Annotated in this window: 16 protein-coding genes, 1 tRNA gene and 1 pseudogene; 13 read left to right on the top strand and 5 right to left on the bottom strand. The window is 71.9% G+C overall.

The window, feature by feature from the left end:
• Window positions 1–25: 25 nt before the first annotated feature.
• The gene (locus P696_RS0135665) at window positions 26–463 is read right to left on the bottom strand and encodes a hypothetical protein (RefSeq protein WP_026416072.1); all 438 of its coding nucleotides are present in this window, start codon (window positions 461–463) and stop codon (window positions 26–28) included.
• Window positions 464–600: 137 nt separating this feature from the next.
• On the opposite strand from P696_RS0135665, the gene P696_RS0135660 reads away from it, so the two are divergent.
• A complete protein-coding gene (locus tag P696_RS0135660; RefSeq protein ID WP_157430109.1) occupies window positions 601–1,071 on the top strand; it encodes a hypothetical protein in 471 nt (156 codons plus the stop codon).
• Between the two features lie 369 nt (window positions 1,072–1,440).
• Here the strand turns inward: P696_RS0135660 and P696_RS58520 are convergent, their stop codons facing one another.
• Window positions 1,441–3,372 carry an ATP-binding cassette domain-containing protein gene (locus tag P696_RS58520; RefSeq protein ID WP_051468540.1) on the bottom strand — a complete coding sequence of 644 codons (1,932 nt, stop codon included), beginning with the start codon at window positions 3,370–3,372 and terminating at the stop codon, window positions 1,441–1,443.
• A 1,347-nt stretch (window positions 3,373–4,719) separates the two neighbouring features.
• Window positions 4,720–4,968, bottom strand: a pseudogene (locus P696_RS59455) (FHA domain-containing protein); the annotation flags it as partial.
• A 770-nt stretch (window positions 4,969–5,738) separates the two neighbouring features.
• Between P696_RS59455 and P696_RS0135640 the strand changes: the two are divergent.
• The 3 genes from P696_RS0135640 (at window position 5,739) to P696_RS50280 (ending at window position 7,953) form a co-directional block, all read left to right on the top strand.
• Entirely contained in the window at window positions 5,739–6,431 is a 693-nt protein-coding gene (locus tag P696_RS0135640; RefSeq protein WP_026416068.1) for an LmeA family phospholipid-binding protein, read from the top strand.
• 73 nt (window positions 6,432–6,504) lie between these two features.
• Window positions 6,505–6,577, top strand: a tRNA-Lys gene (locus tag P696_RS0135635).
• A gap of 224 nt (window positions 6,578–6,801) precedes the next feature.
• Window positions 6,802–7,953: a CapA family protein gene (locus P696_RS50280; protein WP_170026672.1), complete on the top strand. Its 1,152-nt coding sequence runs from the start codon at window positions 6,802–6,804 to the stop codon at window positions 7,951–7,953.
• A gap of 22 nt (window positions 7,954–7,975) precedes the next feature.
• Here P696_RS50280 and P696_RS0135625 read toward each other — a convergent pair whose 3' ends face one another.
• Window positions 7,976–8,380, bottom strand: a complete 405-nt coding sequence (locus P696_RS0135625) for a roadblock/LC7 domain-containing protein (protein WP_026416067.1) — start codon at window positions 8,378–8,380, stop codon at window positions 7,976–7,978.
• A 210-nt stretch (window positions 8,381–8,590) separates the two neighbouring features.
• On the opposite strand from P696_RS0135625, the gene P696_RS50275 reads away from it, so the two are divergent.
• The 9 genes from P696_RS50275 (at window position 8,591) to P696_RS0135580 (ending at window position 15,866) form a co-directional block, all read left to right on the top strand.
• Window positions 8,591–11,119: a sensor histidine kinase gene (locus tag P696_RS50275; protein WP_157430108.1), complete on the top strand. Its 2,529-nt coding sequence runs from the start codon at window positions 8,591–8,593 to the stop codon at window positions 11,117–11,119.
• Window positions 11,116–11,535: a roadblock/LC7 domain-containing protein gene (locus P696_RS0135615; RefSeq protein ID WP_026416066.1), complete on the top strand. Its 420-nt coding sequence runs from the start codon at window positions 11,116–11,118 to the stop codon at window positions 11,533–11,535. The genes P696_RS50275 and P696_RS0135615 overlap by 4 nt, the downstream gene beginning before the upstream one ends.
• Before the next feature lie 6 nt (window positions 11,536–11,541).
• Window positions 11,542–11,910 carry a DUF742 domain-containing protein gene (locus P696_RS0135610; RefSeq protein ID WP_026416065.1) on the top strand — a complete coding sequence of 123 codons (369 nt, stop codon included), beginning with the start codon at window positions 11,542–11,544 and terminating at the stop codon, window positions 11,908–11,910.
• Complete coding sequence (locus P696_RS0135605; protein ID WP_026416064.1) at window positions 11,891–12,508, top strand: GTP-binding protein; 618 nt, start codon at window positions 11,891–11,893, stop codon at window positions 12,506–12,508. Before P696_RS0135610 ends, P696_RS0135605 begins: the two co-directional genes overlap by 20 nt.
• A gap of 71 nt (window positions 12,509–12,579) precedes the next feature.
• The gene (locus P696_RS0135600) at window positions 12,580–13,344 is read left to right on the top strand and encodes a glucose 1-dehydrogenase (RefSeq protein ID WP_026416063.1); all 765 of its coding nucleotides are present in this window, start codon (window positions 12,580–12,582) and stop codon (window positions 13,342–13,344) included.
• 143 nt (window positions 13,345–13,487) lie between these two features.
• On the top strand, window positions 13,488–13,709 hold the full coding sequence (locus P696_RS0135595) for a hypothetical protein (RefSeq protein WP_026416062.1): 222 nt from the start codon (window positions 13,488–13,490) through the stop codon (window positions 13,707–13,709).
• A complete protein-coding gene (locus P696_RS0135590) occupies window positions 13,709–14,176 on the top strand; it encodes a Clp protease N-terminal domain-containing protein (RefSeq protein WP_026416061.1) in 468 nt (155 codons plus the stop codon). The genes P696_RS0135595 and P696_RS0135590 overlap by 1 nt, the downstream gene beginning before the upstream one ends.
• Window positions 14,173–15,033, top strand: coding sequence for an ABC transporter ATP-binding protein (locus P696_RS0135585; RefSeq protein ID WP_026416060.1), 861 nt, complete (start codon window positions 14,173–14,175; stop codon window positions 15,031–15,033). The genes P696_RS0135590 and P696_RS0135585 overlap by 4 nt, the downstream gene beginning before the upstream one ends.
• Window positions 15,033–15,866 (top strand): ABC transporter permease, encoded by an 834-nt coding sequence (locus P696_RS0135580; RefSeq protein WP_026416059.1) that lies wholly within the window; start codon window positions 15,033–15,035, stop codon window positions 15,864–15,866. The genes P696_RS0135585 and P696_RS0135580 overlap by 1 nt, the downstream gene beginning before the upstream one ends.
• 110 nt (window positions 15,867–15,976) lie before the next feature.
• On the opposite strand, the gene P696_RS0135575 is transcribed toward P696_RS0135580, so the two are convergent.
• The gene (locus P696_RS0135575; RefSeq protein ID WP_026416058.1) at window positions 15,977–17,179 is read right to left on the bottom strand and encodes a S53 family peptidase; all 1,203 of its coding nucleotides are present in this window, start codon (window positions 17,177–17,179) and stop codon (window positions 15,977–15,979) included.
• Window positions 17,180–17,377 lie beyond the last annotated feature (198 nt).

Here is a 17,377-nt window from a genome sequence, read left to right as displayed (position 1 = left end):
CCCGTGCTCAATCGACCTTCCGTACTCAGACGACGAACCTGCAGTAGAGCCGCCGATCGCGCTGGAGGGCCTGGCGCGCGAGCGCGCACAGATCCACTAGGAACTCCGTGAGCACGGCCGTGTCGGCCCGCTCGTCGAACTCCTCCGTTCGAGCCCACTGCTCGGCGGCCTGCGCGAACGCCTCCGGCTCCCCGGCCGCGAGCGCCCTGGTCAGGCCGTCCGACAAGGTGACCACGCAGACCTCGTGCCCAGGCGTGGACGCCACCAGCTTCGCCCACCGCCCGTCCGAGGACACCTCCTCGTAGGATCGCTCGGTCAGCAGCGCCTCGAGCGTGCCCAGCTGGACGGCGGGCTCGATCCCCTTGACGTCGAGCGCCCCCAGCGCGCACAACGACGGAAGCTCCAGGGCAGCCGCGGCGGTCGCGTCGTCCGCCGCGGCGAAATACTCGAACACCGCACCCACGTCACCACCCTGACATCCGCCTCCGACATTTCCGGGCCCTTGCCGTCCCATGCCCTCGCCAGTAGCGTGCCGCTCCACCGCCGCCTCAGACGGGAGGACGGGCCACCGCGCAGCTCATGGACCGGTCCGGTGCACTCATGACGAACCCGTTCGACGAGGCATCGCAGGGCGCGTTGCCGAAGGGCTGCCTCGTGGGCTGTGGCGCACTGTGCGTCGCCGCGTTCCTCCTGCTCGGCGGCATGTTCGTGGTGGGCAGGTGGCTACCGGGCGGGTTCTCGTGCGAGGACCAGGCGCCTAAGGTCAGAGCGCTGTCCGAGCCCGTCCGACAGGAGCTGTCCGGGTTGCCGATGGCCTCGGTCACGGCGGTCGCTTATTGCGACTCCGGTGACGCGCCATACCTGGATGTCAGCCTGTCGCGCGTGATGGAGCCGTCCGACGTCGTCCGGTATCTGGAGCGGACGGGATGGCGTCACGAGGCGGCGTCCGAGCGCGTTCAGCCGTTCGCTGATCGGGTCCTGCACAAGAGCGTCGCGGACCGGCCTTGCAGAGCCGTCGTCTCAAAGCACGGCAACAACTCCGCAACCCACGTTGAGGTGACCCTGCGCTGAGCGCGGAACGTCCCTGCGCTGAGCGCGGAACGCCCCTGCACTGCGCGCGAAACGTCCCATGCTGAGCGCGGCGCTTCCCTGCGCTGAGCGCAACGCGTCCCGGCACAGGGCAGGACGCGTCCCCTGCACTGGGCGCGAGGCGTCCCTGCGCTGAGCGCACGCGTCCCGGCACGGGCATGAGGCATCCCTGTGTTGAGCGTGGCGCGTCTCTGCGGCTGAGCGGATCGTTCTCGCCAGCACTGTCTTCCTAGAGCACCCTTCGCGTTGTCCACAGATCGCCGTTGGGCTTTCTGGGCAGGTGAGGCGGGTGCCACGATCGAAAGCGCGGGGTGGTGCCGGTCATGTCATGTCGTGGGAGGAAGGGGGTGATCAGAGGCGGCCACGGCGGCGCTTGGGGCGGAGCCGTTCGAGCTGCCACCAGGCGAGCACGGTGAAGACGACGCCGAGTCCGGCGAGGACGCCCATGTCCAGGGCCCAGGTGTTCAGGTCGGGCAGCCAGATGCGATCGGGAGGCTGGGACGACGGGACGATGTGGCCGAGGTCGACGGTGGAGGCCGCGGCGGCGAGGCCCCAGCGGGACGGGGCCAGCCAGGAGACCTGTTCGAGGCCCGGTTTACCCGCGAGGCGGACCAGGGCGCCGCACAGCACGAGCTGGGCCATCGACAGGACTATCAGCAGCGGCAGGGTCTTCTCGGAGCTGTTCACCGACGCCGACACCAGCAGGCCGAGGGTCATCGAGACCAGGCCGAGCAGGCCGGTGGCCAGGACCAGTTCCAGGAACGGGGAGGTGAAGACGCCGGACGGGGGCAGCTTCACGCCGGCCAGGCCGATGCCGACCAGCACCACGGCCTGGAAGGTCGTGATCAGTCCGAGGACCAGGAGTTTGGAGGTGAGATAGACGCCCGCGGAGAGGCCGGCCGCGCGTTCCCTGCGGTAGATCGTGCGTTCCTTCACCAGCTCGCGGACGGCGTTGCCGGTGCCGACGAAGCACGACGCGAAGATGAGCACCATCAGCTTGGACGCCGCGTCCGCGTTGCTGCCGGGCGGGCCGGTGAGCCCCTTGGGGGCGGGGATCGCCGCGATCAGCCCGCCCATGATCAGCGGCATCAGGCCGAGCAGCACCAGGTAGGAACGATCGGAGGTGATGACCGACAGGTATCGGCGGCACAGCGTGGAGAGCTGGGCGAACTTGCTCTGCCGCGGCGGCGGCGGGGCGGGCGGCCTGGCGTCGGTCGGCCCGACCGCACCGCCCATCCCGTACCCCACGTACCGGGACCAGCGTGGGGACGTGCGGAACTCGCCCGCCCAGTCGCGATCCGGTTCACGGTCGAACGCCTGGAACACCTCCGCCCACGCGTTGGCGCCGAAGTGCTGGAGCCCCTCCTCGGGCGGGCCGTAGTAGGCCATGCGCCCGCCGGGGACGAGCACCAGCAGCCGGTCGCACGCGTTGAGGTTCTCCGTGCTGTGGGTGACGACGATGACCGTCCGGCCGTCGTGCGCCAGGTTCCCCAGCAGTTCCATGACCGTCTTGTCCAGGCCGGGGTCGAGACCCGACGTCGGCTCGTCCAGGAAGAGGAGCGATGGCTTCGTCAGCAGTTCGAGCGCCACCGACACGCGTTTGCGCTGGCCACCCGACAGTTTGTCGATGCGTGTGCCGGCGTGCGGGGTGAGGCCGAGTTCGGCCAGCACCTCGTCCACCCGCCGCTCCCGCTCGTCCCGCCGGGTGTCGCCGGGGAACCGCAGCTCCGCCGCGAACAGCAGCGCCTGCCGCGTCGCGAGCTGGGTGTGCAGGATGTCCTCCTGCGGCACGAGCCCGATCCGGTGCCGGAGCTCGTCGTAGTCGGAGTACAGGTCGCGGCTGTCGTAGCGGACCGTCCCCTCGGTGGCGGGACGCGTCCCGGTCACGGCGCCGAGCAGTGTGGACTTGCCCGCCCCGGACGGCCCGATCACCGCGACCAGCGACCGCTCGGGAATCGGGAACCCGACCCCGTCCAGCAGCACCTTGCCCTCGGGCGTCCGCACGGTGAGGTCCTGCACGAGCACGGACACGTCCCCCGTGTCCACGAACTCGCGCAGCTCGTTCCCCACCAGCCGGAACGTGGCATGCCCGATCCCGAGCAGGTCGTCCTCGGTCAGCACGGCCCGGTCGATCCGGACCCCGTTGACGTACGTCCCGTTGTGGCTGCCCAGGTCCACGATCTCGGCACGCCCGACCCCGGTCACCCGCAGCTCGGCGTGGTACCGCGACACCACCAGGTCCGGCACCACGACGTCGTTGTCCGGCGACCGTCCGATCCGCACGCCCTGAACGTCCCCGCGCCCGCCCCGTCCGCGCCCGAACCCCCCACCACGCCGAGTCCCCGGCCCCCCAACCTGCGAACCCCCCACAACCTGCACGGCCCCACCCGCGACAGGCACGCCCCCGTGCCCCTCCACACCCCCAGCACCCCGCACGTCCGCAGCCCCAGCCCCAGCCCCACGCAAGGCTCCCTGCCCGCCCGCACCCCCACCGCGCGCGACCGCCTGCCCCTCCACACGACCAGCCGCGCGCGCACCCCACTGCTCACCCGCACGATCAGAACCCGAGGCAGGCCCTAGCCCCTCCGCAGGAACCGGCCCACGCAAGGCTCCCGCCCCACCCGCGCCACCACCTCGCACAGGCGCTTGGCCCTCCACACGGCCGAATGCTCGTGGAAGCCCCTGCTCGTCCACACCCTCAGGAATCCGCGCAGATCCCCGACCTTCCAATCCAGCAGGCCCGCGTCCCCGCCACTGCCCCTCGCCACCTGCACCCCGCGCGGGTCCCTGACCCGCCGCGCCGCCGACGCCCCGCCCAGGGGCCTGGGCCGCCGCGCCGCCGGCGCTCCGCGTGAGTCCTTGGCCTTCAGAGCCGCCGGGGCCTCGTCCAGGCCGCTGGCCTTCCGCGCCACCGGGACCCAGTGCGGAAGGTTGGCCCTCCGCACTGCTGGCACGCCGCCCGGGGTCCTGGGCCGTCGCGCCGCCGGGGCTCCGCGCAGCTCCTTGGCCCCCCGCGCCACGCGGCCCCCGCGCGGGGGGTTGACTCTCCGCGCCACTGGCCCCCCGCCCAGGGTCGCGGGCCGTCGCGCCTCCCGGGCTCCGCGTGAGTCCTTGGCCTTCGGAGCCGTCGGGGCCTCGTCCAGGCCGCTGGCCTTCCGCGCCAGCGGGACCCCGGGCAGGGCCCTGGGCCGGTGCGCGGCCGGGGCTTCGCGCGGGTCCTTCACCTTCTGGGTCCGCTGCGCCTCGTTCGGGCCACTGGCCGCCGGGGCCTTGGGCCGGTGCGCGGCCGGGGTTCCGTGCGGGGCCCCTATCCGCTGCGTCACGGGGGCTTCGTGCGGGTCCCTGGGCCTCAGCGTTGCCGGGGTCTTGGCTGGGACGTTGGGGTTGCGCGCTGCCCGGGGCCCGTGCGGGGGCTTGGCCTTCGGCGGCGCTGCTTCTCTGGGCTGGTGGGTGGCCGGGGGGTTGGGCGGGCTGGTGGGGGGTTGGGGCGAGTCTTTTGTCTTCGGCGGGGGCGGGGGGTTGGGGGAGTTTGAAGATCTGGCTGGGGTTGCGGTCGACGCCGGGTCTCGGGTCGGGGGGGTAGGTGGCCGAGCAGGCCAGGGGGGCGCCGTCGGTGGCGTGTCCCAGGTGGAAGAGGTGGTCGCCGTCGAGGGGCATCCGCTGGACGCGGTGGCCGTCGAGGAAGGTGCCGTTCCGGCTGCCCGCGTCCTCGATCGTCCAGCCGTCGGGGCCCGACCGCAGGATCGCGTGGTGCCAGGAGACCCGGGCGTCGGTCAGGACGATGTCCGACTGCGGGTCGCGTCCGACCCCGTACGTTCCGCCCGGACGCAGCCTGTGGATCCGCTCCCGTGTCCGGACGACCAGGAGCGGCGGTGCCATGGACCCAGCTGAGGGACCCGCCGTCATGTCCGGAGTGTAAGACGTCGCACCTGCCATTGACAGGACGGATTCGGCGGCTTTGCATGAGTCCATGCCGACCGGAATAGGCCGCGACCCGGAGAAGCGGGCGCGTCCGGTCCGGCAGGTCCCTCCCGCCCCAGCACCGCGCTCCGCCCCCACAGTTCACGTCGCGCGCGTCCACGATGTGGACGGTCGGACGCGTGCGGCTCGGCGCGTTCCGCGGCGGTGCCGGGCATCGGCCGCGGGGTCCGGGACGCTCGGGTCCGTCGGTTGCGGGGGTGTCCGGGGGCTTGCGTGGCGTGGCAAGTCGCAGGTCATGCCCGTGGAGGGATGGGGGTGCGGTCGGCACGGTCGCTTTGCGGTGCCACTCGCGTCGCAGAGGTGGCGCTTGCATCGCAGGGGTTGGGGCTTGACGACGTTCTCGGTCGTGCGCGTTCGGTGCTGGTGGTCGCAGGTGCGTGGGTGGCGGGGTCGCGTCGCTGGCGCTCGTACGGGTTTCGGGGCGTGTTGTCGGCTTGGTCGCGTCACGCGCGAGCGGGGTCGGGTGCGGTCCCGGGTGGCCGGGTGTGGTCTCGGGGCGTCGGGGTGGGCGGCGGACGAGTCTGTTCTCTGTGTGTCGCTTTGCGCGGTTCGGGGTTGGTGAACGGGGTGCGGAGGGTGATCAGGGTGCTTGAGCGGGTGGACGTCCGGGGTGGAGTCGTCGTTTCCGGTGGGCCTCGGTGGGCGGATTCGTTGGGGCGGTGGGGGGTGTGAGCGCGGCGGTCACCCGGGTGGACCGGCTGCCCCGGCCCCGGCGGCGGCGGTGGCCGATCGTGCTCGTGGTCGTCGTGGTGGCGTTGGGGCTGCTGGCGGTGATCGCGGACCGGGTGTCGTTGTACGTCACCGAGGACGCGATGGCCGGGGAGATCAAGAAGCAGGGGTTTCCCAGCAAGCCGGACGTGACCATCGAGGGCTTCCCGTTCCTGACGCAGGTCGTGGGACGGCACTTCGGGGGTGTGCGGCTGAAGGCGAGGAACATCCCGGCCGGGCCGTTGAGCGTGACGCGGCTGGACGTGCGGGCGACGGACGTCCGGCTGAAGTCCGACTACCAGAGCGGGACGCTCGGGAAGGTCACGGGGGAGGCGTTCGTGGGGTTCGGCGACCTCGCGAAGGCGGGCGGGAGCGAGGTGGAGCTCCAGGCGGACGGTCCGGACAAGGTCAAGGCCACCGTCGGGGCGTTCGGGCTGGGCGCCACGGCGATCGCTTCGGTGACCAAGGAGGGCAACAACATTCGCGTGAAGGCGCTCTCCGCCGAGGGGTTCGACCTGAGCGACCTGGGTGACGATCTCGACTTCACGGTGCCGGTGAGCGGGCTTCCGCTCGGGATGCGGTTCGACAGCCTGTCGGTGACCGGATCCGGGGTGATGCTGCGGGTCAGCGGCTCGCAGGTGAAGTTCGGGTAGGCGGACGGAGCGTCCTGAGCACGGATGGGGTCCTGCTAGAGTTGTCCTGTCGCCGGGGATGACCGGCGGCAAAGCGCCGTTAGCTCAATTGGCAGAGCAGCGGACTCTTAATCCGCGGGTTCGGGGTTCAAGTCCCTGACGGCGCACCCGTTTTCCTCAGGAAGTCGGCGTTCTTTGGACGCCGACTTCGTCGTTTCCACGCCCGATTCTGTACCAGGGCGGGTTTGCTCCTTCTCGGAACCCGGCGATAGGCCAGGGCGGGGAAAAAGCTGCTCATGGCAGGCCTTCTTCCGGTAGATCGCCGTTTCGAGTTCCGTGAAGGGGTTGAAGACCTCCCGGTATGGGAGCTTCGGTTCGGTTCGCGGCAGGCGTGCTGGCGATCGGCGCGCTCGGCGCGCTCGCGTCGGGGTGCGGGAGTGTGGACGCGCGATCCGTCCTCTCGCGGACGGTGGGCAGGCCGCCTGCCGTCCATGGAACCGACCGGTTCACCGTTGTGGGGACCGGGGACTTCCTTCTGCATTCGGTGCTCATCGAGCAGGCGGCTTCCGACGCGCGCGGTCATGGGTACGACTTCATGCCGATGCTCGCGCAGCTCAAGGCCCTGATCAGCGGCGCGGATCTGGCGGTCTGTCACCTCGAGACGCCGGTGGGCTCGCCGTCGGGGCCGTTCCGTGGATATCCGGAGTTCAACTCGCCGCCGCAGATCGTGAAGGCGATCCGGCGACTGGGCTACGACACCTGCTCGACGGCGTCCAACCATGCCATCGACCAGGGAGAACGGGGGGTGCGGCGGACGCTGGACGCGCTGGACCGGTCGGGGATCGGGCACGCCGGGACGGCTCGGAGCGCGCGTGAGGCGGAGAAGATCGACATGCGGGACGTCAAGGGGGTCAGGGTCGCGCATCTCTCCTACACCTACGGCACCAACGGCATTCCGAAGGCGGATGACTGGCTGGTGAACGACACCCTCAAGTCCGCACGGATTCTCGCCGACGCCGCTCGCGCGAAGAGCGCCGGAGCCGAGGTCGTGGCGGTCAGTCTTCATTGGGGCGAGGAATACCAGCACGCGCCCACGGCCGCGCAGCGGCGCTTGGCGAAGAGGCTGTTGCGCTCTCAGGATGTCGATCTGATCCTTGGCGACCATGTTCACGTCGTTCAGCCGTTCGAGCGGTTCAACGGCAAGTGGGTCGCTTATGGGATGGGCAATCAGGTCGCCAATCCGTCCGCGAATGCCGAGGCGACCCATGAGGGGCTGGTCGCGCGGTTCACCTTCGGCCGGGACGCGGAGGGGCGGTGGAGGGCTCAGCCGTCGTTCGTGCCCACGCTCGTCCGGTCCGGGCCGCCCATCAGGCTGCGGACGCTGACCGCCGATTCTGCGGAGCGAGGTGCCGTCGAACGCACGGAACGGGTGGTCCGCAGCCTTGGGTTCGACGTTCCGATCGCGCCGGACGCGGTGATCAGGCCGCCGTCCGCCCCGCCGAACGGTGAGGCCTCGCGGGTGACACCGCTCTCACGGCCGTGAGGCACCCCCCGGGCCCGGGGGGTCAGGAGAGGCGGGGGGACGAGGTGAGGTGCTCACCTACCTGGCGGACCAGGACGGCCATCTCGAAGCTGATCTGGGCCGGGTCGACCTCGGCGTCGCTGAGGACGGTCAGGGAGGCGCCCTCGCCCGCGGCGGTGACGAACAGGAAGGCGTCCCGCATCTCGATGATCGTCTGGTGCACCTCGCCCGCGCCGAAGTGGGACTGGGCGCCGCGGGCCAGGCTCTGCAGACCCGCGGCCAGGGCCGACAGGTAGTCGGCGTCCTCGCGGCCGAGCCCGGCGGACGCGCCCATCAGGATGCCGTCCGCGGACTGCAGGACCGCCCGGTTCACGTGCGGCACACGGCGGACCAGGCCGTCGATCAGCCAGTCGAGCCGGTCGTTCGGTTCGCCCCGCTGCGGCGTCACGGGAGCTCCTCTCGTCGGGGTCGGGCTCGCGGTTCCGGCGGCGCGGTCGGCGTCACCGAACGTCGCCACATGATCGCACCACCGGTACAACAAGATCCACAAAATCAGACAAATGATCAAACCAGCGGCTATGGTGTCCCGAGTTTTCGTCCCGTCCGACCCCCCGTCCGCCCCCGCCCGACGCTCCCCGACGCTTGAGAGACGATCACCGTGAAGAGCTCTCGACGACGCTCGATCAAGTTCTCGCTCTACAGCATGCTCGTCATCCCCCTGGTCTCCCTGGTGGTCCTCTGGGCCTTCGCCGCGCAGAGCGTCGCGAACCAGGCGATCGACCAGCGGCACATCGACACCGCCAACAAGATCTACGGCAACGCCGTCCAGCCCATGCTCATCACCCTGGCCCAGGAGCGCCAGGAGTCGGTGGTCTGGATCGCCGCCCACGGCAAGCAGCCGCGCACCGCGATGGACGCCGTCCGCAAGCGGATGGACGGCACGATCGTCCAGATGAACAAGGCGGCCAAGTCCGGCTCGTTCCAGAACACGCTGACGCCGCTGATGAAGCAGCGTCTCGCGACGCTGATCGACAGGCTCAACCGGATCGACACCGTCCGCGGGCAGGTGGACTCCGGCGCGTTCAACAAGCTCGCCGCGTTCGACGCCTACAACGAGGTGCTCGACACGCACTTCCGGTTCATCTACCTGCTCGTCGCCGAGAACGGCTACCAGCAGGCGTACCACCTGACCGGCATGTCCCGGGCGATGGAACTGGCCGGGCGCGAGGCCGCGCTGGTGGGCGGCGTGCTCGTCAGCGGCGGCCGGATGAGCGCGGACGAGCGCGCCGCGATCGCCAAGCTCGTGTACGAGCGCCGGTACCTGGAGGAGTCCAGCCTCTCGGAGTTCAACGGGGCCAACGGCGCGCCCTACAAGGCCGCCCTCGGGTCGCCGGAGGTGAAGAACTTCACCACGGTGGAGGACAGGGTGCTCGCCGTCCCCACCAAGTCCAGGCTCAAGATGAACCCCGTCACCTGGCAGACCGCGGTCGGCGGTTACCTGCAGCAGATGGACGGCGCGCTCGGCAAGTCCCGCGTCACGCTCGCCGCGGACGCCAAGAAGACCTCCGACGACACGTTGCTGCGGCTCGCGCTCATCGGCGCCATCGGACTCGTCGCGCTGCTGCTGACCGCGGGCCTGATGCTGCGGTTCGGCCGCCGGATCGTCCGCGACCTGCGCGGCCTGCAGAGCGCCGCGCACGACCTCGCCGACCAGCGCCTGCCGGACGTGGTGACGCGGCTGAAGCGCGGTGACGAGGTGGACGTCGCGGTCGAGGCCCCGCCGATCACGGTCGGCCGGTCGGCCGAGGTGGACAGCGTCGCGCAGGCGTTCTCGACCGTGCAGCGCACCGCGATCGAGGCCGCCGTCGGCCAGGCCGACCTGCGCAAGGCCGTCAGCGGCGTGTTCCAGAACCTCGCCCGCCGCAACCAGTCGCTGCTGCACCGCCAGCTGTCCATGCTGGACACCCTGGAGCGCAAGGCCGGCGACCCCGACGACCTCGCCGACCTGTTCGCGATCGACCACCTCACGACCCGCATGCGGCGGCACGCGGAGGGCCTGATCATCCTGGCGGGCGCGACGCCGGGCCGCGGCTGGCGGCATCCGGTGAGCATCCTGGACGCGCTGCGCGGCGCGATCGGCGAGATCGAGGACTACGCGCGCGTCGAGGTCGTCAGCAACGCCGAGGAGGGCATCGACGGCGCGGCCGTCGCCGACGTCATCCACCTGCTGGCCGAGCTGATCGAGAACGCGGTCACCTTCTCGCCGCCGAACACCCCGGTCGAGGTGGACGCGGGCATGGTCGGGCGCGGGTTCGTCGTGGAGATCCAGGACCGCGGCCTCGGCGTCAGCCCGGACAAGCTCGCCGCGCTCAACGATCGGCTGAGCCGCGAGCCGGAGTTCGAGCTGGCCGGCGGCGAGCAGCTGGGCCTGCTGGTCGTCGGGACGCTGGCGCACCGGAACGGCATCAAGGTCGTCCTGGAGCCGAACTCCTACGGCGGGCTGAAGACGATCGTCCTGCTGCCGCACTCGATCGTCGTCTCCGCCGACCGGATCGGCCGTCCGAGCGAGTCCGCACCCACAGACGCCGAGGCGGAGGCGCCGCCCGCGCCCGAGCAGGCGTCCACGGACACCGGTGGGTGGGTCGCGGTCGCTCCGACCGGACGGCTCACGCCCGCGACGACCGGTGGCATCGGCGGCTGGGGTGACGGATCCGAGGGGTCCGACGCCGCCGCCGGGGCGAGCGGACCGTACGCCGGTGCGCACGCCGCACCGCAGTCGAGCACACAGGAGGCGCGGCAGTTGGGAGTGCACGAGGCTCAGCCGTCCGGCGCGCACGCGGCCCCGAGCGCGCACGAGGCGCGGCCCGCGGGCGCGCGCGACGGGGCGCGGCCGGGTGCGTCCGGCGGCTATCCGACGGCTCCGAACGGGGACGGCGGGACGCACGCGGGCATGCCCCGGCGGGTGCGGCGCGCGAACCTGGCCCCGCAGCTGCGGGACGCCGAGCGGCCGAAGCCCGCCGCCGTCCCGGAGGACGAGCCGGGACGCGAGGCCGAGCGTGAGGCGCGGTCGCCGGAGCGGGCGCGGTCGGTCATGGCGTCCATGCAGAGCGGCTGGCGGCGCGGACGGGCCGAACCGGCCCAGCCGACGCGGCCCGCGGGGTGGAACGACGACGAGGTGGAGCGATGACGGAACCGGCGATGACCGCCGAACAGGTGCGCCTCCTGCTGGACGGCCTGGTGGCGCAGGCGGGCCCGAAGGGCGGCGGCGCGGTCGTGCTGTCCAGCGACGGGCTGGTCGTGGCGGCGTCCTCCGGCATGGGCCAGGAGGACGCGGAGCACCTGTCCGCGCTGGTCTCGGGCGTGCAGGGGCTCGCGCGGGGAGCGTGCCGGCGGTTCGCCGGCGGCGCGCTGATGCAGAGCGTGATCGAGATGGACTCGATGCTGGTGTTCATGGTCCCGGCCGGGGAGCACGCCTACCTCGCCGCGCTGAGCCCGGCCGAGGCGGACGCGGGCGCGGTCGCCTACGCGCTGGCCGAGACCGCCGAGCGGCTGGCCGAGCGGCCGCCGGTGATCCCGCGGCTGTCGGGTTTCGGCGTGAGGTGACCCTGCGTGAGCGATGACCGCTGGCTGGACGAGGACGCCGGGCCGATCTTCCGCCCCTACACCGTCACGCGCGGCCGGACCCGGCTGCGCGACGACAGCCTCAACCTGATCTCCCTGCTGGAGGCGACCGGGCTGCCGGTCCCCCGGCGGACCCGCCTGGACCCCGAGCACCGCCGGGTGCTGGCCGTCTGCGCGGAGCCGATCACCTTCGCCGACCTGTCGTCCGAGATCGACCTGCCCGTGGGCGTGGTCCGGGTCATCGTGGACGACCTGCGCGAGGAGAACCTGCTCCGGGTGCTCCGGCCGACCCCCACCGGCGACGTCCCGGACGAGCTCGTACTAAGGAAGCTGCTTCATGGACTACGCGCACTCTGACACCGCCGTCCACGAGCCCGCTGCCCGCCGGCGCGGCGGCGGGCAGCCGATCGCCGCCAAGATCCTCGTCGCGGGCGGGTTCGGCGTCGGGAAGACCACGATGGTCGGCTCGATCAGCGAGATCCGCCCGCTGCGCACCGAGGAGCTGCTCAGCGACCGGAGCGCGGGCGTGGACGACACGACCGGCGTCTCGGGCAAGACCAGCACGACCGTGGCCATGGACTTCGGCCGGATCACGATGGGCGACGGGCTGATCCTGTACCTGTTCGGGACGCCCGGCCAGCAGCGGTTCTGGTTCATGTGGGACGAGCTGGCGCTCGGCGCGGTCGGCGCGGTCGTGCTGGCCGACGTCCGGCGGCTGGCCGACTCGTTCGCCGCCATCGACTACTTCGAGGACCGCGGCACCCCGTTCATGGTCGCGGTGAACTGCTTCGACGGCGCCGAGCGCAAGGACCCGGCGGACGTCCGGATCGCGCTGGACCTCGACGCGGACGTCCCGCTCGTCATGTGCGACGTGCGCAGCCGCGACTCGGCCAAGGAGGTGCTGATCAGCATGGTCGAGCACGTCCTGGCCCGCACCGCCGCCGCGCGCCGCTGACTTTTCCGGGTCCGGCGCTGCCCCCGGCCCCGGAGAGACCCCCGCAATCCCCCGCTGAGAAGGAGACAAGCGTGAGCGGAAAGCTCGCTGGCAAGGCCGTCCTCATCACCGGCGCCTCGCAGGGCATCGGAGCGGCGACGGCGCGTGTGTTCGCCGGGTACGGCGCGCGCGTGGTGGTCGCCGACATCCTCGAGGACGCCGGACGCGAGACCGTCGCCCAGATCGAGAAGGACGGCGGCGAGGCCCGGTTCGTCCGGGCGGACGTCACGGTGGGCGCGGACGTCGAGGCCGCCGTGGCCGCGACGGTCGCCGCGTTCGGGCGGCTCGACGCGGCCGTGAACAACGCGGGCGTCGAGGAGCAGGGCTCCGCGCTGCACGAGGTCACCGAGGAGGCCTGGGACAAGCTCGTCGCGGTCAACCTCAAGGGCGTCTGGCTGTCGATGAAGTACGAGATCCGGCAGATGCTGGAGCAGGGCGGCGGCGTCATCGCCAACATGGCGTCCGTCGCGGGCCTGGTCGGCCTGCCGCTCGGCATCTCCGACTACTCGGCCACCAAGGGCGGCGTCGTCGCGATGACCCGCACCGCCGCGATCGAGTACGTCCGGCAGGGCATCCGGATCAACGCGGTCTGCCCCGGCGTCGTCCGCACCTCCCTGCTGGACGCCGCGATCGAGGGCGGCATGTTCACCGAGGCCGAGGCCGCCGCGCTGCACCCGTCCGGCGTCCTGATGGACCCCGAGGACGTCGCGGAGACCTTCGCCTTCCTCTGCTCGGACGAGTCGAAGCACATCACCGGCCAGTCGATCGCCGTCGACGCCGGGATGTCCGCCGGCTGACCACCGGCCTCATCCCGGAGGCCCCGCTTCCCGAAGGCCCCGCCCGGCACGCACCTGCCGTGCGGGGCCTTCGTCATTCCCGCGCCACCGCCCGATAAGCAACTCTGGTTGACACCTTCATATAAGCAACCTAGGTTGCCTATATGGAGGACGCGGAACGGGATCCGGGGGCGGAGCTGGCGGCCGTGGTGGCCATGCGGAAGCTCGCCGACCGGATGGAGGACGCGGCGGTCGAGAAGGCCATGCGGGCCGGGTGGAGCTGGTCGGACGTCGCGCAGGCGCTCGGGGTCACGCGGCAGGCCGTCCACAAGAAGCACGCGAAGCGGCTGATCGAGGCCGGGGTGCGGTTGCGGAGGAGGAAGTGATGGCGCGGACGTACGTGGATGCGCTGCTGGTGCGGGCGTCGGAGGAGGCGCGGCTCAGGGGGGCGCGGCTGACGGAGGCGGAGCACGTGCTGCTCGCGCTCGCGGGCGAGGCGGAGGGGGACGCGCCCGACCTGCTCGCGCCCGCGGGGCTCGACCGGCGGGCCGTCCAGGACGCGTTGCGGCGGGAGTTCGAGCACAGCCTCGGGGAGGCCGGGGTCTCGGTCACCGATGAGGAGGTGCTGCGGCCACGGGAGTCGAGGCGGAAGCCGTCCGATATCGGAGAGTCCGGCAGGCGGGTGCTCGAGGTGGGGATGGCGAGCGCGCGGAAGAGGGACCTGGGGCCCGCGCACATCCTGCTGGGGATCCTGGAGCTGAAGGTCGGCACGGTTCCGCGGGCGCTGGCGCTCGCCGGGGTGGACGTCGAAGACCTGAGGGCCCGGGCGCGGGCGAGGGTGGACGGGGCGTGAGCCGCGAGGTGGTCATCGAGGTCGACGACCTGCGGATGCGGTACGGGACGACCGAGGTGCTGCGCGGGGTCACCTTCCGGGCGCACCGGGGCGAGGTGCTCGCGATGCTGGGGCCGAACGGCGCGGGGAAGACGACGACGATCGAGATCCTCGAGGGGTTCCGGACACGGTCGGGCGGACGCGTCGACGTGCTCGGCGCGGATCCGGCACGCGGCGGCGAGGCGTGGCGGGCGCGGGTCGGGATCGTCCTGCAGTCGTGGCGTGACCACGGGAAATGGCGGGTCGGGGAGCTGCTCGCGCATCTCGGGTCGTACTACCCGAGGCCGTGGGACCCGGCCGAGCTGATCACGGCGGTCGGGCTCGCCGAGCACGCGGGCCGGAAGGTGCGGACGCTGTCCGGCGGCCAGCGGCGGCGGCTGGACGTCGCGATCGGCATGGTCGGACGTCCCGAGCTGCTGTTCCTGGACGAGCCGACCACCGGGTTCGACCCGGAGGCGCGGCGCGAGTTCCACGAACTCGTGCTCGGCCTGTCCCGGACGGAGGGCACGACCATCATGCTGACCACGCACGATCTGGCCGAGGCGGAGAAGCTGGCCGACCGCATCGTGATCCTCGACGGCGGGCGGATCGTCGCGGACGGCACGGCGTCCGAGCTCGCGGAGCGGATCGCGGGCGAGGACGAGGTGGCCTGGACCCTCGGCGGGCGGCGGCACGTCCGGTCGACGCGCGACGCGACCCGGTTCGTCCGCGCGCTGTTCGAGGAGCACGGGGACGCGGTCGAGGCGCTGGCCGTCCGGCCGTCCTCGCTGGAGGACACCTATCTGTCGCTGGTGCGGCGGGCCGAGGAGACGGTGTGATGCGGACGGTCCGGAGGGGCCTGGCACGCGGCCTGATCGAACTACGTCAGGCGTTCAGCGGGTCCGAGCTGGTCAGCCAGCTGCTCTGGCCGGTGCTGACGCTGGTGGCGGTCTTCTTCTACCGGGACCGGGAGTTCCGGCACACCGGGATCAGGCTGGGCGGGCTGGTGCTGCCGGGCGTGCTCGGCATGTTCGTCGCGCTCGGGATGGTCCTGGTGATCCAGTACCTGACCGTGGAGCGCGAGGACGGCACGCTGCTGCGGGCGCGCGCGACGCCGCACGGCATCCGCGCGTACTTCCTCGGGAAGCTGGTCACGACGTCCGGATGCGTGGTCGCGTACCTGGCGATCCTGCTGGTCCCGGGCGCGTTCATGGTGGACGGGCTGCGTCTCGGCTCGGCGTCGTCCTGGTTCACGCTGGCCTGGGTGCTGCTGCTCGGGCTGGTCGCGACGCAGTCGGCCGGGGCGGCGCTCGGCGCGCTCGTGTCGAGTCCGCGCGCCGCCGGTTTGATCACCCTGCCGGTGATGGCGGTGATCTCGGTCTCCGGGGTCTTCTACCCGGTCACCGCGCTGCCCGGCTGGCTCCAGGACGTCGCGCAGGTCTTCCCGGTGTACTGGCTCGGCCTCGGGATGCGTTCGGCGCTCCTCCCCGACGCCATGGCCACGGTCGAACTGCACCAATCGTGGCGGCACCTGGAGACGTTCGGTGTGCTCGGCGCGTGGGCCGTGGCCGGGCTGGTGCTCGCGCCGGTCGTCCTGCGCCGGATGGCCCGCCGCGAGTCGGGCGCGCGCGTCGCCGCATACCGGGAGAAGGCCCTCCAGCGCATCGGTTGAGAGCAGGGAGAGCGGGAAGAGCGGCGTGCGGCGGGCGGATCCCTCAGGGGGGTGAGGGGTCCGTCCGCCGCACGCGGTCATGCTCTGCTCAGCCGATCGGGATCAGCCGGTCAGAAGGCGCTGGTCCCGTTGGGGGTGCCGAGGCCGGTCGGGCCGTCCCAGCCGGTGCGGGCGGTGCACAGCTGCGACGGGGAGCAGGAGCCGTTGCTCCCGCTGGTCACGTCGAACAGGCCCGAGGTGTGGGAGTACGGGTAGTTGTTGTCCACCGAGGACGCGTTGCCCGCGAGGGCGTAGACGGCCGCGATGAGCGGGGCGGACGCGCTGGTGCCGCCGAAGACCATCCAGCCGGACTGGCCCTGGTAGGCGGTGCTGTCGTAGACGGCCACGCCGGTCGCCGGGTCGGCGACGGCCGAGACGTCGGCGACGGCGCGGTTGGAGCAGCCGGTGTTCGCGCTCGCCTGGCCGGTCAGCGCGGTGTTGTAGGACGAGCAGCCGCTGCCCGCGCCGCTCCAGACGGTGTCGGTCCAGCCGCGGGTGGTGCTGGAGGTGCGGAGCGAGGTGCCGCCGACCGCCGTCACGTAGTGGGACGAGGCCGGGTACTCGGTGCCGTAGCCGGAGTCACCGGAGCTGACGGTGATCGCGACGCCGGGGTGGTTGTAGTACTTGCCGTAGGAGGAGTCCGCGGCGTCCGAGCCGCCGTAGCTGTTGCTCACCACGTTGGCGAGCTTGGCCGCGGTGTTCTCGGCGGTGCCGAGGTTGGCGAACGTCGGGGACTTGGCCTCGACCAGGACGATCTTGCAGTTCGGGCAGGCCGCGGAGACCATGTCCAGGTCGAGCGAGATCTCCTGGGCCCAGCCGCCGTCCACCCGCGGGAGGCTGCTGCCGCCGGTCTGGTTGACCTTCTTGAAGCATCCGTTGGCCGTGGTGCAGGCGGGGAGCCCGTACTGCGACCGGTAGACGTTCATGTCGGCCTCGGCCGTCGGGTCGTCGTAGGCGTCGACGATCGCGACGGTCTGGCCGGATCCGGCCGTCGAGGACGGCAGCTTGTAGGCGCTCTGCAGGTTGGCGGGGCTGAGACCGCTGGGCGCCGCGGCGGCGGCCTTCAGGGTCTTCTCCGAGACGGCCACGTCGTTCCGGACGATCGCGTGGCAGTGCGCCTGACCGGCGTGGGCGGTCGCGCACGAGTGGTGCGTCCCGGCGGGGGCGGCCGGGAGCGCGGGGCTCGCGGAGGCCGTTCCGAAGGGGGTGCTCAGCACGGACGCCGCGGCCAGGATCATCCCGGTCATGGCGTACCGCAGTGGGGGTCGCCGCATGGGCTCTCCTCGTGAAGCGAAGCGGGGGGACAAGGGCGGCGCCCACGAGAGGCGCGCCGCCCGAGAGGATCACACGAGAAGAGCCGGTACGAATAGCCCAAAACCAGGCATTTCTTCACTTCTGTCACTGGTCGCCAGCGGAGCGTGCGGGCGGCTGTGACAGGACGCCAAACTTGCTCGCTTGAGCAAGCGATAGGG

The organism is Actinomadura oligospora ATCC 43269, from assembly GCF_000518265.1.
Taxonomy (GTDB): domain Bacteria; phylum Actinomycetota; class Actinomycetes; order Streptosporangiales; family Streptosporangiaceae; genus Spirillospora; species Spirillospora oligospora.
Note: the sequence above shows the minus strand (reverse complement) of the source record. Positions and strands in the feature narration are given on the sequence as shown.